Here is a 13,031-nt window from a genome sequence, read left to right on the forward strand (position 1 = left end):
GGCCAAGCGGCCGAACTCCGAGCCATGATCGGTTGGTTAGATGCCCTCAAAAGTCTGATCTCTAAGCGCAACCGGGACTCCTCCCTGCTCATCCTCAGAATTCCGGGTCACCTCGTTCGAGCCGTCCGCAATCGCTTGTTCGAGCTGAGGGTCCCTGCTTGCAAACTGCCAGTGGAGCTTGAGGCTCGTCAGTGGCTGGCCCGAGACAATGATTTCGTTGGTGCGAGCTTCGCTTCGGCCGCAACCTGGGCCGCGTGCGACGCGTCATTCTCACGGCGTTGAAGATCTTCTGAAACGAGACTGATAATCAGGCCAAGCACCGTGAACGAAATGGCGACCAGCCCCGCCTTCGTCAGCCGGCGCGTGCCGTCCAATGCCTTATCGGTCAGTTCGTTGACAGTGCCCCATATGGAGAAACCTGCGGCGAGACACAGGCCCGCGTATTTCAGCACCAGTAACCACCTCGAGGTCACCCAAGGCCGTCCACATCGGCATTCTCCAGCAGCATGCACCAACGCGTACTTTTTAGAGAAGACAACGATGCCCTTGTGCCGTTTACTCTCGCGCTGTCGTTCAGGAGCCGCAAGTAGACGGGCTCGGCATCGGGTTGATGCTCACCTCGTCATTTACGGAGCGCCTGATTGAGAATCATGGCAAGGCGTACCCCCGCTTTGCTCAATTGCAGCGCGGCATCGTTTGTCGCCGTTGTGACATACTCGTCGGTCAACCGAAAGCTTCCGCGCTGGTTCGGTGAGGGAAGGGCCCCATAAGCGTCATCTTTCGAAATGGCAAAAGCTTCCTTCGCCCAATCGGCGGGCACCCCAATCTGCCACTGGGTCTGCTGCTCTTTCGTGATGTGGCCAATCAGGTCAGAGGCGATCGTTCGTGCGTCCGGGCCAAGTTGATCGACGAATTCGGTGTCCCAAAAATGATGCAAATTGCCGGCGCTCAGGCCGGCAGCCGAGACACGCTTGTCGTTGCCGCCGCGATCGTGATCGTCGGAGCTATGCAGGGGTTGGTGCACATCGCCCACGAAGTGAAGCAGGAATTTCAAGGCGACCACGCGCTCCTCGGCGTCGGTGGCAGGGTCCGCAAGTTCTGACGAAAATTGCTCGATCTTGTCGACAACGCAGTCGTCCTTCGATCCATCGGATGCCGGTTTGCCATTGGGCAGCGCGGGGTGATTGAAACACGCCTGATCAAGGTTCGGTGCGGTGATCTCGATGTCGACAAAGTGCCACTGCCGCGTGCGCTCGCGAGAATTGTCAATATTGGCGTCGCGGTATTTGTCGGCCCAGGTCGCGGCAGAGGCAATATCATGGCCTGTCAACGGGTCGGTATCGGCAGCCAGCAGCGCGTTCACGCGCTTGCGCACGTCCGGCTCCAGGAAAGACTGGGCAACCAATGCAACCACCTGGTGCCCCTCGTCACCCCAGGCGCGTGCGCTGTCGGTCTGGATGCAGTTCAGGAGCGCGCCGCAGGCGAGAGCGGCAAGGCTGAGAGCAACTCGCATGATGGAATCCTTTTAAAAAACAGGAAGGGCAACATCGATAACGACGCATCTAAAGCGCAGGAGCCAATCAAGTCAGGAAGTACTCGGTAATATCCCCCTTGGGACCGTTGACGTACCGATCGAGCCAACGATCATTCAAATCAATATGCCCCTGGAAGACCGGCTTTCCCTCGAGCTTGTTCTTGGCCTGCCAGGCGCGATACCGGTAATGGTCGTACACATCAAGAATATGCACCGCATAGGCCTGGGACAGCTTCTTGTCGCCTCTGATGATGAGCATGTTTTCATCATTTTCGTAGGACGCCTTGTAACCAAGGTTATGACTTCCCGTGACAATGGTGCAGTTGTCGGACAGCGGGTCGATGACGACCACCTTGTCGTGGACAATCGCTGTGCCCAGCTTGAGGATCTCGGCTTCAAAATCGCCGAGTGCCGTACCAGCGCCGAGATTGCTCGCCCGCACGATATGCGTGTGGCGCTCATCATACACATAGGGCTTCCGCGCCGCAGCTTCCTCCGGTGTCTCGTCCTCTTCCTCGCCGTCCTCGTCCTTCTTCGCCTGATAGCCGGGCATGGCGGTCGGATCGCTGATGGCGCCGACGACCAAGAGATTGGGATTGGTCTCACCGGCTTGCCTGGCGGTTTCGATGATGCTGTAGAGGCCGCCGCGCGAAGGGAGGAAGGCAAGGAAGAAGATGGCCTGCTCGGCGTGCGTCATCAAATTGAAGAGCTCATCCAGATCGGGCGGCGCCTTCTTGATGTTCCGCGTCTTCGCCTTGGTGTTCGGCGAGAACCAGAGCCGCGCCCGTGACGAAGTCAGATTGGCCGCGACCGCTGTCTGATCTTCATTGCGCAGCTCTTCACCCTGCACGTTGCTGGCGCCTGATGCGGAGGGTGGATCGGGGTCATCGATCTCATCATCGTGCAGTCGTTGCCAATAGGCATGGTATCCTTCGGCGACGTCGGCATTCTCGATGATAATGGAATTATTGGTCTGGCCGCAGAGGCCAAGCGATGTCCAGTTGGTGCTGCCGGTCATCACTGCCTGGGCATCCCCGTGGCTGTCCAGATAGACCGCGAACTTGTTGTGGCCGATATGTCGGTTATTGAAGAGCCGGTTTTGGACCTCGACCTTGTTGGCCTTGAGCCTGGCACGCGCGGGTGCATTGCGCTTGTCCCACTCTCCCGTGTCCCGGTCGGCACTCGAGTTCGAGAGAATGATCCGGACGATCGCCTTGTTACGGATCAGAAGATCGACCAGCTCCGGATCGTCGAGTTCATAAAGCGCGAGCAAGACCTTGCCGCCCTTATCAAGAGCCCGGTCGATCATGCTCTTGAGAAATGATACCAGGTCTCCCGACAGATACTCGCGTATGGCGCTATGTTGGTCCTGGACTTCCGCGATCAGCACATCCTTGTTGAAGTCCTTGTTCTCCTCCTCGATGGCGTGCCGCAGCCACTGTCCGGCGATAATCCCATTGTTGAAGGCTGCCTTCACCTCCCCGTAGTCAGAGGTGATGAGGATCACATTGGTCTCCACCGCTTCGCCGAGATAGCCGAGCGGGATGATCGGGCCGTCATAGGTCTTCTTCTGCCGGACCGGCACGGGCTCCAGACCATCGGCCATACGACCTACCGGGCGGATCTCGTACTTGACGCGCACATTGTCCGGCCGGCGCTCGGCACGATCACGGCGCCGGCGCAAGGTCAGATCGCGCCAGTTCGTCTTCTGAACGGGCCAGACCCCCGTATCCTGCTCTTTCCAGCCGTGATTGTGCTGTCCCTCGAAGGGCACCCAGGCCGAGAGAGCCCGGCGCTCGCCCGCGTCCGGATATACCCGGACAATATCGAAGCCAAGGCAACCCGGGATCATCTCGTCGACGTCCCAGGCGATGAAGGCGACCTCGTTGTTGCAGTATGCGACCGCACGCGTGATCTTACCCACCAGCCCCTCCTGTTGGTTCGTCGCCCCAATTGTTGCCCGCGTTATGTGACAATCGCAAGATGTGCCGAGAAATATATTCGCCTTGCGACGAGGTCACCTGAATTGCGGTTGGCGATCAGGTCAGCGCACGGCGACCAGGCTTACGCTATTGGTTTTCGGCAGGCTGTCCTTCGATGTCGCCATGGCAATGGCCTGAGAAACTAGGTCCAGCACCTGGAGTGACCGCGCCTCTTCGACCGTGCCGAGCTGTGGCCTTGGAATATAGAAACCCTCGCCATTCAACATAACCTGAACAGCCGGGTCGGCGGACACGCCTCGCTGCATGACGAAAAAAAGAGACCAGTCGGGCTTCTCGACCGAGCCGTCGTAAGCGCTGTGGTTCGATATGAAGACATCGACGCCCTATGCTTGGCTATCTCACGGGTTCGCGCTGTCGAATCGATATAGGCCTGCAACCGTTCTGGCTTGCGGCCAAATTGAAGGCAGTGCTGCCCCACAGCAAGGTGCGGTGCTTCTAAGCCCCGCATGGACATCGAAGATCGGCGAGATCGTCCCCATGGTGTGGCCTGGCGTGATCAGGACATCGATGGTCGTGTCGCCGAGAGTGACCTTGCTTCCATCGACAACCGAAACATCGCGCTTCGGTGGTCTGTCATAGATCGGTAGCGCGAAACGAAGTCGGCGCCGATTCACGAAAAAAGGCCATCGCTTTTCTCTCCTCAACGGCCGGTGCGTCCGGCGCTATCCAACAGCCTACATGCCAATCTTCTTCAAAAACCGCTTGCATCTGGCGGCGCGGAGAGCCGCCCACCGCAGATCATTTCGGCCTCCTCACTTTCTTATTGATACGAGCCTATCCAACTCGGAGATTTTCAGCTGAGAGTTTCCCAGAACGGCCGGTCGTGGGGCGGAACGTTTGACAATGCCAGGGAGGGCGCTGAGGAGTACAAGTGGGATGCTGCTACCCCAAGAGGGCATCCAGCGAAAAACGCCGGAGAAGCATGCATGCGTGCAGGATTTAATCCGTTTCGCACTGCTCATTGCATCAATCGAGATCAAAACCTGACTATAGTCGCCGATCAATCAGGCGACGCACCGCGATCGAGCGTATCGCTTCGCCACGAGGGCGCACAAAAGAGCCGAGCTCGTGCGCCCGGTGCCCGTACATGCAGCGAGATTTAACAGAAGGGATGCCGCGCTTAACGTGTGAGCACGATGTTGCCGCACGAGCGTCCGCCAAAGGAGGCGACAAATGCGCAATAACTCTCATAGTTCGGAACAACGAAGGTGCTGTGCGGTTTGCGGTGGAAGGTTCGGGCTGGTCCGCCATTACTGGTGGCGAACGGCCCTTTGCTCCAAGAAATGCGTCGATCGCTTCAACGCCCGGCGGGAGGCGGACCAGAAATGGCTGCGCCGGCTGCTGGCGGCTCAATAGCTTGTGCAGAGTACGAGACAAGCCCGGCGGAGCGCATTGCATGCTATGCACTCAGTTCTGACTTGCCCCCTCAGACGATTTACGGAACGAAAGCCGGACACGTCGGCCGTGAGAGACACCGGCTCCAAGCACGCATCAAGAAAATCCGGCGCGTAGGCTGAAGCTTCCGACATATATGCCAGCAAGCCCGACTTGGGGCAGTGCCATTTTGCCACTTGCCCCCCTTCACTACGCATATGCAACCGTTGCCTGATGCGTGGCTTCATTGCAAGCTCGCTACCCCATTGCTTAAAAGCAGGGGGCTCGGGACGATTTCGGAAATGAATGACAACAGTTTATCAGCAATGCGCGAGTTGCAGGGACTCCGGATCATGCGCGTATTTGTTCGGATCGACGATGCAGCCCTGCGCCGCTCGGTCATTGAGCTGGCGGAGTGCCTCGCGCAAAGGCACCTGCAACCTCGCTTGCGGCGCCTGATGGCCAACCCGCCAACGCGACGCCCCTGAACGAGAATCTCACTCGAGCCTGACATTCGGACTTTGATGCGCCCAGACGCGAGCCGAACCCGTTCCGACCTGCCCACGATGCAAGAATGCGATGACGTTGGCTTCCCCGAGAAGCAAGGGGCCGCCCATCTGGCGCTGCTTCAAATGTGAAAGTTTTGAATGACAGGCGTCAGGCTCACCTCGCTCAGAGCTCATCCAGCTCCCGGAGCAGCTTTCTCGGCACAATGCGCATCCGGGAGCTGCCTATGGAACGAGATCCGGATCTGTCCCTGGTAGCTAACTGAGCCGTATCAGTTGTCGGCTGCTCAGCTGGACGCTTGGGATCCCCTCTGCAACCGCGTCCGATGGGCCAAGTTATCCGCAAGTCGAACACCGCCGGTCGAAATCCTCGCTCGAGTGTAGATGCCATTGGCTTGATTTGCTTGCTGCTTCGTTTCAGCCGCGCGGTGTCTTATCGATCATGCGACTGCATCGGTCGGGTGCCATGCGCTCGTTCTGACGTCGTTGTGCCCGGACAGCGTCTTATCCGCCGCGAAGCAATCTCTCATCATTGCCGTTTCGTATAACCGAGGCGCGCTCGCCGTCAAAACCGAACGGTGCCCGCCTACGGCCTGCCTCCCATTACGGCAAGGCGCTTCGCGCTTTTGACCGCTCGCTCATTCGCCTCGGTTGTCCCGAACGGCAACGAGATTGCCATCCCGGCGGTCTCATTGGTGAAAGGACACAACATGATCGTCAAGGAATCGAAGCAACCCATGCACCGCATCTATGCGGTCCGCAAGGGCGACAAGGGCACCTCCTACTGGGCCGAAATCGGGGCCGCCTGGGCAAACCGGGACGGCAAAGGCCTGAACCTCAAGTTCAACCTGATGCCGGTCGGCGACGCGGATATCGTCATCCGCGAGATCGAGTCGGAGACGGACGCTGCAAACGAAGGAGGTGCGCGATGAAGCTCCTCACTTCCGCCCAGCGCGCGAAGCTTCTCGACAACGGCCGCCGTCAGGCGGGCGTTAAGGGAACGCCGGACGAGATCGACTTCTATCCGGTCGTGAAGCTGTTCAATCCCTGCGGTGCCGCTACCTGGCTTCTCACCGAGATTGATCCCTCGGACGAAACCGTTGCCTGGGGACTCTGCGATCTCGGCATGGGCTTCCCGGAATTCGGGACCGTCAGCCTGACCGAACTTGCTGCCTATCGTGGCCGATTTGGTCTTGGCATCGAATGTGACCTGCACTTCACCGCACGCGGACCGATCTCGACCTATATCGAAGCCGCCAGAAGGGCCGGATGCATCGTTGAAAATATCGACGTGCACGACGTGACGAAGGGAGGTGCTCCATGAGCACCTCTTTCATCACACCCGGCCATGTTCGTGCCTTCCAGGGCCGTGAGGACCCAGCTCTCCCTCGCCAGCTGTCTCATCAACGGCAAACCCAGCGTGGCAGTGGTACTCATGGAGCATGTCGGTGAGGGCAAGGTCGGCGTCATGCCCCTGTTCGTCGCTGTCACCGAGGATATGGACATCGTGTTCGTAGGTGATGCGGCGAGGGCGGCGGCCCGCGCCGCGGCTTCAAGGTGGCCCGGAATCTCACCACATCAAATCCTGACGTCTCCTGAGCTGGCACCACCACAGGACCGCGCCAGTTCGCCCGGCGCGGTTCTATCGCCTCGCGCCAAATCCCGCGATAATCCAATCCATCAACGCCAGCGTGAGGAAGATTGCAAGCCCAAACAGCGAACCCGTGATGGCGATCATCTTGCCGATAGTACATCCGGCTGCAAAGTTTGCCGCCTCTGAGCCGGTCGAATCATATCCCAACAGGAAATACAGACTGGCGTCCTCTCCAATGTCGAACCCACCGTAGAAGAGTGACAGAATCCATCCCATCGTCGCAATCCAATTGACCAACCCGTTCGGGCCCATGGTCGGGACGGCACTCCACCAGAGGAAGAAACTGGCGAAAGCGAGAGAGATGGCAAATCCTATATCGATCAACAGGACCGTCTTACGGTACAGATCGAGTGCGCTTCGTCCCCTCTCAGCCGTCGCCTGAAGCGCCGTCTCGCGAAATTCTTGAAGCTCAAGTCCGGTATAACCCCAGGGACGCCGCTCCGGGACCTTCAGCGGGGAAACCGCCGCGTCAACCAACGCCCGAGGTTTGCGATTGAGAAGATGAAAAAGCAACGTGAGGGCTAGAAACAGGACCGCCCAAATGCGGACGTCTATGCCGAGGGCTTGCATGGCGGTACTCGTGTTCGTTCGGGTGAGCTCTCTCGGTGCTACTCTTCGGCGCCGCGATGGGCTTGCTCGTCGTGCCGAATGCCTCGACGGCCGACGCCGCCTTGTCAAGATCCTTGTACAGGGTATCCAAGGTCTGAACGGCAGTCTGGAAGCTCTCCCGGGTGAGGGCTCGATTGGCGAGCTTGTCATTTTCGGCGACAACCTGACCGAGCAGCTTGTCGATACCTTGCTGTGATCCGCGTCGGCCGCGCTACCGAGGTTGAGGTCAAGGAGAAGAAGGACCGCGTTGACGATGCGCTCCATGCCACCCGTGCAGCAGTCGAGGAGGGTATGCTGAAACAAGACCGCTAAGCGGAGCACGGAAATTTTTCGGCGCTTAGCACTCGCCCCTTGACAGCGCCAACGGTCGTCCTAAGTCAAAGCACCGAGGGGCGACCATGATCCTTTCCTCGCCCCACCAACAAGCTAACTGGGGTGCAAACATGATCATGGGATTTGCCGATCCGTTCGATGCGCTACTCAATCTTCAACGATCGCTAGAGGCGACCCTGTCCTCCGATTGGCTGCAGGATCTAACGGCTAGTCGCGGCCCGTTCCCGCCCATCAACGTTTTCCAGCAAGGCGACGACATACTTGCCATCGTCGAGCTGCCAGGTGTCAGCAAGAGCGACCTGCAGATCGAGGCAAAGGAAAATGCCATCCGCATTTTCGGCAGGAAAATGGTTGACTATCCAGAGGAGGTCAGCCTGCACCGCCGTGAGCGCACCTCGGGCGAGTTCGACCGCACACTATCGTTCCCAGTGCAGATCGATCCGGACGGAATCAAGGCCGAATATCGGGACGGCATCTTGGCGCTATTCCTGCCGCGAGCGGAAAGCGACAAGCCACGCAGTATTAAAATCACCTGAATGGTAAGCCGTCACCCGTTCCTTGCCGCTGTCGGAGAGGGCGGGATGGGCTAAGAGCTTTCGAGGAGGCACGAACATGGCTTCGAAACAGGAACTGCAGGTCGCACAGAAGCGCGAAGTAGAGAAGAAGGAAGAGACCACTATCCCGGCGCGGATATTCGTGCCGAACGCTGATATCTATGAGACAAAGGATGGGTTGAATGTAGTCCTCGAAATGCCGGGTGTTGACAAGAACAGCGTCGATGTCCGAGTCGAGGATAAGGTGCTCAAGGTCGACGGCAAGCTTGATTTCTCGAAATACCAGGGCCTACAGCCGCTCTATACCGAATATAACGTCGGCCACTTCTCGAGGAGCTTCCGGCTTTCCGACACGATTGATCAGGGTAAGATCGCGGCTGAGCTCAGGGATGGTGTGCTTTCGCTCAGGCTACCGTTCGCTGAAAAGGCGAAGCCGCGTGCCATTCAGGTCAGCGGATAGCCGTGAAGCGAAGACTTTCTCGTCAATCGAGAGAGCCGACGGTCCCAAATCTGCTCAGTTCGGCGCAAGGAGGCCGCAGGCTGGAAGCTTTAGCTTCCTGCTTCGGCCGCCGGTCCGGATGAGAGATGAGCCCGCTGCGAAGCCAGGATCTGTACCACTAAGAAATGATTTGATGCGGAACCTCGATGACAACTATTCCCATGACCGCCGCGGGTCACGCCACTCTCGAAGACGAGCTGAGGCACCGCATCAAAATCGAACGACCTCGTCTGGTTCAGCAAATTCAGCAGGCGATCGCCAGCGAAGCCAACTTGGTTGAGAACTCGGAATATCAGGCTGCGCAGGCGGAGCAAAATGTCAACGAGGCTCGAATAGCCGAGTTGCAAAACAAGCTCGCGCGTGCGGAAATCGTCGACGTATCCAAGCTTTCCGGCGATACGATCAAATTTGGTGCCACCGTGACGCTGGTCGACGATGATACTGGTGAGAAACGGACTTGGCAGATCGTCGGCGAGCCGGAAGCAGACGCGAACGGGGGAAAGATTTCAGTGACTTCACCGATCGCGAAGGCATTGATTGGCAAGACCAAAGGCGCGACCGTACTCGTCGAGGCGCCAGGTGGCGCCAAGGCCTTCAAAATCCTGCAAGTGAAATGGTGTGAGGCCAAGCGAAAGAGACAAGAACAGGTCTGAGGCTAAAAGTGGCCGCGGGCTGCCTCAGTCCCTAGCGGAGCCGGTTAAGTCTAAGGTTCTCCGATAACTGAGTCAGCCAATACCAGACCGTAGGTTAGATCGCCCGGCTGCAGCCACCTGAGTAAGCGTCGTGTACACTGTTGCTCAGTCTCTCCTTCAAGTTGCCCCGTCTGCTCAATTTTGCGAGGAAATCGCCAATCCTGCGATGGAAGGAGGGAAAGCTTTACTCCCAACAAGGCGCCGACATCTTAGTTCGGTCTTTAACAGCCGCGCCATGAGCGTCGATGCCAAGTCGAATGCAACCTGAAATTACACCTGATACCCCTCTTCGCCTTGTTGATGCCGTGAAGATCGCATTTCCTTTGGGAGGAATGACGGTCGCGGGTTTGCGTCGTGAGCGCGATCGTAATCGATTGGTTATCGAGAAGATTGCCGGCAAAGAATTTACAACACTGGCTCATATCGAACGGATGCGAGAGCTATGCCGCGAAGACGCAAGGGGGCCCGACTTCAGCTCAAGGCTGCCCGCCGAAACAAGAGCGGAAAGATCACTCACCAGGCAACCTGGATCATCAGAGACAACGGCCGGGATGTCAGCACAGGCTGCGCTGCAGATGAGATTGCGGCCGCGGAAGAAAAGCTAAGAGACTACATAAGCTCTAAACACACCCCGAAGCGACGAATTCGCCACATAGACGATATCCCTATCGCGGATGTCCTCTCGATTTATATGGACGCGCAGCTGGACAAGCTTCGCGGCCGTTTCAAGGTCGATAGCGAGAGCGAAGATACGCTCCCCGATATCCGCAAGTTCAAGAAGCGGATCGAACGGTTGAACGAGTGGTGGGGAGCAAAAATGCTGGGCGACGTAAATGGGGAGGCATGTCGCTCGTACGCCAAGAAGCGCGGCAAGAGGGGAGGCGCGCGCCGAGACCTTGAAGACCTCCGCGCTGCCATTGGTCACCATGCAGCCGAGGGATATCATCGGGAAATCGTGAAGGTGTCCCTGCCGGAGAAGGGCCAACCGCGAGACAAATGGCTGACGCGCAGCGATGCGGCCAAATTGGTTTGGACCTGCTGGCGCTATAGCGAAATGCAAAAAGGCTCGCGCCGTCCGATGGACGACGTGAAGGTCCCGACAAGCAAGCGTCCCCTTCGCCATCTTGCTCGGTTCATTTTGTTGGGCATTTACAGCGGAACCCGTGCGGGAGCCATTGCAGCCGCGTCTCCCATTCCGGCGATCGGTCGCTCCTATGTCGACCTGGAGCGCGGCCGCTACTACCGTCTGAAACAGGGCAGCGCCAAAACCAACAAGCGGCAACCGACAGTACCGATCCCCGTCCGCTTGCTTGCTCATCTACGGCGCTGGCATCGGATTGATCCAGAGGCGAAGCATTTCGTCGAGTACAATGGAAGGCCCGTTGCCTCGGTCAAAACGGCGTTCAACAGTGCTGTGAGGCTTGCAGGGCTTGGTCCGGGAATTTCGCCTCACACTCTGCGACACACCGCAGCTACTTGGCTGATGCAGAGAGGGGCAGATCCTTGGCAGGCGGCAGGATATCTCGGAATGTCGCTTGAGGTTCTGCTCAACACGTATGGCCATCACCATCCCGACTATTTGTCCGACGCCGTCGAGAAAATCGCCAAGCACGATCCAGCTGGCGAACGAAAAGCGCACGTATCTGGTGCGGTTTCTGGTGCGGTGATTCCAATCAGACGGAACGAAGCCTGATAAGTTACTGATTCCATTGGTGGGCCCGGCAGGACTCGAACCTGCAACCAGACCGTTATGAGCGGCCGGCTCTAACCATTGAGCTACAGGCCCCGCCGCGAGGCGGCCGCCGCTTTTGGGGGCGGCCGGCAACGGTGCGCGGTTCGTTTACAGGGCCTGAGGCGGGGGTGCAATCCTCACGCGTTTTCAAGGCGAAGGGGTCCTCGGTCGTGTCAGGACAACGCGTCGAACAGAGCGGCCTGATGGAGCGGAGCGCGGGCTGCGGGACACGCTGCGCGCCGGACGATCGCTGAATTCGGAATAATCGCATTCTGCCACTGTTTTGCCCGACAAGTCAAACGGCCCTCGCGATCGTCCGGCCGCTGCCCATTTGGCGCTTCCGTAACCCCCTGTGATTGCTCAATTGTTCTACTGTGCATGGGGTTGTTTTCGCACTTTTGTCTTGAGGGGGCCCGCGCGCCCCCTCAAACGTCTTGCCCGCAAGCGGCGCAGCCCGCAGCGGAGCGTTGTCTAGTCCACCGAGACCCCGGCGAACTCGACCACCTTGCGCCACTTCTCGGTCTCGTCAGCCACCAGCTTGCCGAAGTCGGCGGGCGTCATCGGCCTGGGGATGCCGCCGGTCTCGGCGAGGCGCGCCACCAGCTTCGGATCCTTCAGCGCTTCGCCGACGGCCTTGTTGAGGATCTCGATCACCTCGGGCGGGGTGCCCTTCGGCGCGGAGATGCCGTAGAAGCCGACCGATTCGAAGCCCGGCACGGTCTCGGCGATCGCGGGCACGTCGGGCACGCTCGGCCAGCGCTTCGGCGAGGTCACGCCAAGCGCGCGGACGGTGCCGCCTTTCACCTGCTCCATCGCCGAGGGCAGGTTGTCGAAGATCAGCTGCACCTTGTTGGAGATGATGTCCGGGAAGGCGATGGCCGAGCCGCGATAGGGCACGTGCACCATGTCGCACTTCGTCATCACCTTGAACAGCTCGGCCGACATGTGCACCGAGGTGCCGTTGCCGGACGAGGCATAGGAGATCTTGCCGGGGTTGGCGTGACAGTAGTCGATGAACTCCTTGACCGACTTCGGCGGGAACGCGTTGGAGACGACCAGCATGTTGGTGAGCTGCATGATGCTGGCCACCGGCACCGTGTCGCGCAGGAAGTCGAACGGCAGCTTCTTGTAGAGCGAGGTCGAGATCGCGTTGTTGGGGGCGACGAACAGCAGGGTGTAGCCGTCCGGTGGCGAATTGATCGCGGCGGCGGCGGCGATGTTGCCGCCGGAGCCGGTGCGGTTCTCGACGATGAATTGCTGGCCGAGACGATCCGACAGCCACTGCGCCATGATGCGCGCCACGATGTCGACCGGGCCGCCGGCGGAAAAGCCGATCAGCCAGTGCACGGGACGGTCGGGATAGGCGGCGGAGGCGGGAGGGGTGGCGCTGAAAAGACCTAAGAGAACTGCGAGCCCGAAAACACCCTTACGCAAAATTCGCAACATGACACCTCCCATTGTTCTATTGTCGTTGGGCTGCATGTTTTCACAAAATCGGGCTGCTGCCTACATCGTCTCTGAGTCGGTATTGACGCAGGTCC

General features: G+C 58.9%; 14 protein-coding genes and 1 tRNA gene. 8 read left to right on the top strand and 7 right to left on the bottom strand.

All coding sequences use genetic code 11. From position 1 onward, the window contains the following. Nucleotides 1–188: 188 nt before the first annotated feature. The 4 genes from XH87_RS00970 to XH87_RS00985 form a co-directional block, all read right to left on the bottom strand. Nucleotides 189–452 (bottom strand): hypothetical protein, encoded by a 264-nt coding sequence (locus XH87_RS00970; RefSeq protein WP_271585823.1) that lies wholly within the window; start codon nt 450–452, stop codon nt 189–191. Nucleotides 453–622: 170 nt separating this feature from the next. After that, a complete protein-coding gene (locus XH87_RS00975; protein WP_271585824.1) occupies nt 623–1,513 on the bottom strand; it encodes a S1/P1 nuclease in 891 nt (296 codons plus the stop codon). A gap of 67 nt (nt 1,514–1,580) precedes the next feature. Continuing rightward, complete coding sequence (locus XH87_RS00980) at nt 1,581–3,458, bottom strand: phospholipase D-like domain-containing protein (protein ID WP_271585825.1); 1,878 nt, start codon at nt 3,456–3,458, stop codon at nt 1,581–1,583. A gap of 120 nt (nt 3,459–3,578) precedes the next feature. Next, the gene (locus XH87_RS00985) at nt 3,579–3,770 is read right to left on the bottom strand and encodes a hypothetical protein (protein ID WP_271585826.1); all 192 of its coding nucleotides are present in this window, start codon (nt 3,768–3,770) and stop codon (nt 3,579–3,581) included. A 1,443-nt stretch (nt 3,771–5,213) separates the two neighbouring features. Between XH87_RS00985 and XH87_RS00990 the strand changes: the two genes are divergently transcribed. From XH87_RS00990 to XH87_RS01000, 3 genes are all read left to right on the top strand, one after another. Further along, entirely contained in the window at nt 5,214–5,399 is a 186-nt protein-coding gene (locus XH87_RS00990) for a hypothetical protein (protein ID WP_271585827.1), read from the top strand. A gap of 728 nt (nt 5,400–6,127) precedes the next feature. After that, entirely contained in the window at nt 6,128–6,349 is a 222-nt protein-coding gene (locus XH87_RS00995) for a hypothetical protein (RefSeq protein ID WP_271585828.1), read from the top strand. Beyond that, nucleotides 6,346–6,741: a DUF2958 domain-containing protein gene (locus XH87_RS01000; protein ID WP_271585829.1), complete on the top strand. Its 396-nt coding sequence runs from the start codon at nt 6,346–6,348 to the stop codon at nt 6,739–6,741. Before XH87_RS00995 ends, XH87_RS01000 begins: the two co-directional genes overlap by 4 nt. A gap of 318 nt (nt 6,742–7,059) precedes the next feature. On the opposite strand, the gene XH87_RS01005 is transcribed toward XH87_RS01000, so the two are convergent. Next, nucleotides 7,060–7,641, bottom strand: coding sequence for a hypothetical protein (locus tag XH87_RS01005; protein WP_271585830.1), 582 nt, complete (start codon nt 7,639–7,641; stop codon nt 7,060–7,062). On the opposite strand from XH87_RS01005, the gene XH87_RS01010 reads away from it, so the two are divergent. The 5 genes from XH87_RS01010 to XH87_RS01030 all read left to right on the top strand — a co-directional run bounded on the left by XH87_RS01010 (nt 7,640) and on the right by XH87_RS01030 (nt 11,451). Then, the gene (locus tag XH87_RS01010; RefSeq protein WP_271585831.1) at nt 7,640–7,876 is read left to right on the top strand and encodes a hypothetical protein; all 237 of its coding nucleotides are present in this window, start codon (nt 7,640–7,642) and stop codon (nt 7,874–7,876) included. The genes XH87_RS01005 and XH87_RS01010 overlap by 2 nt on opposite strands. A 202-nt stretch (nt 7,877–8,078) precedes the next feature. Further along, nucleotides 8,079–8,549, top strand: a complete 471-nt coding sequence (locus tag XH87_RS01015) for an Hsp20/alpha crystallin family protein (RefSeq protein WP_271585832.1) — start codon at nt 8,079–8,081, stop codon at nt 8,547–8,549. Between the two features lie 76 nt (nt 8,550–8,625). Next, nucleotides 8,626–9,027 carry an Hsp20/alpha crystallin family protein gene (locus tag XH87_RS01020; RefSeq protein WP_271585833.1) on the top strand — a complete coding sequence of 134 codons (402 nt, stop codon included), beginning with the start codon at nt 8,626–8,628 and terminating at the stop codon, nt 9,025–9,027. A gap of 185 nt (nt 9,028–9,212) precedes the next feature. Beyond that, nucleotides 9,213–9,719 carry a transcription elongation factor GreA gene (gene greA / locus XH87_RS01025; RefSeq protein WP_271585834.1) on the top strand — a complete coding sequence of 169 codons (507 nt, stop codon included), beginning with the start codon at nt 9,213–9,215 and terminating at the stop codon, nt 9,717–9,719. 481 nt (nt 9,720–10,200) lie between these two features. Beyond that, nucleotides 10,201–11,451, top strand: coding sequence for a tyrosine-type recombinase/integrase (locus tag XH87_RS01030; protein WP_271585835.1), 1,251 nt, complete (start codon nt 10,201–10,203; stop codon nt 11,449–11,451). Nucleotides 11,452–11,468: 17 nt separating this feature from the next. Here the strand turns inward: XH87_RS01030 and XH87_RS01035 are convergent. Together XH87_RS01035 and XH87_RS01040 are read right to left on the bottom strand one after the other, a co-directional pair. Beyond that, a tRNA-Ile gene (locus XH87_RS01035) sits at nt 11,469–11,544 on the bottom strand. A 417-nt stretch (nt 11,545–11,961) separates the two neighbouring features. Beyond that, on the bottom strand, nt 11,962–12,936 hold the full coding sequence (locus XH87_RS01040; RefSeq protein ID WP_271585836.1) for a Bug family tripartite tricarboxylate transporter substrate binding protein: 975 nt from the start codon (nt 12,934–12,936) through the stop codon (nt 11,962–11,964). Between the last annotated feature and the right edge of the window lie 95 nt (nt 12,937–13,031).

The organism is Bradyrhizobium sp. CCBAU 53415, from assembly GCF_028128735.1.
Taxonomy (GTDB): domain Bacteria; phylum Pseudomonadota; class Alphaproteobacteria; order Rhizobiales; family Xanthobacteraceae; genus Bradyrhizobium.

Bases quoted from the DNA above. Each gene is read 5' to 3' on its own strand.
- XH87_RS01030 (WP_271585835.1), top strand. From the start codon at position 10,201: ATGCCGCGAAGACGCAAGGGGGCCCGACTTCAGCTCAAGGCTGCCCGC.
- XH87_RS01005 (WP_271585830.1), bottom strand. From the start codon at position 7,641: ATGCAAGCCCTCGGCATAGACGTCCGCATTTGGGCGGTCCTGTTTCTA.
- XH87_RS01000 (WP_271585829.1), top strand. From the start codon at position 6,346: ATGAAGCTCCTCACTTCCGCCCAGCGCGCGAAGCTTCTCGACAACGGC.
- XH87_RS00995 (WP_271585828.1), top strand. From the start codon at position 6,128: ATGATCGTCAAGGAATCGAAGCAACCCATGCACCGCATCTATGCGGTC.
- XH87_RS01015 (WP_271585832.1), top strand. From the start codon at position 8,079: ATGATCCTTTCCTCGCCCCACCAACAAGCTAACTGGGGTGCAAACATG.
- XH87_RS00975 (WP_271585824.1), bottom strand. From the start codon at position 1,513: ATGCGAGTTGCTCTCAGCCTTGCCGCTCTCGCCTGCGGCGCGCTCCTG.
- XH87_RS01020 (WP_271585833.1), top strand. From the start codon at position 8,626: ATGGCTTCGAAACAGGAACTGCAGGTCGCACAGAAGCGCGAAGTAGAG.
- XH87_RS00990 (WP_271585827.1), top strand. From the start codon at position 5,214: ATGAATGACAACAGTTTATCAGCAATGCGCGAGTTGCAGGGACTCCGG.
- XH87_RS01010 (WP_271585831.1), top strand. From the start codon at position 7,640: ATGGCGGTACTCGTGTTCGTTCGGGTGAGCTCTCTCGGTGCTACTCTT.
- greA (WP_271585834.1), top strand. From the start codon at position 9,213: ATGACAACTATTCCCATGACCGCCGCGGGTCACGCCACTCTCGAAGAC.
- XH87_RS01040 (WP_271585836.1), bottom strand. From the start codon at position 12,936: ATGTTGCGAATTTTGCGTAAGGGTGTTTTCGGGCTCGCAGTTCTCTTA.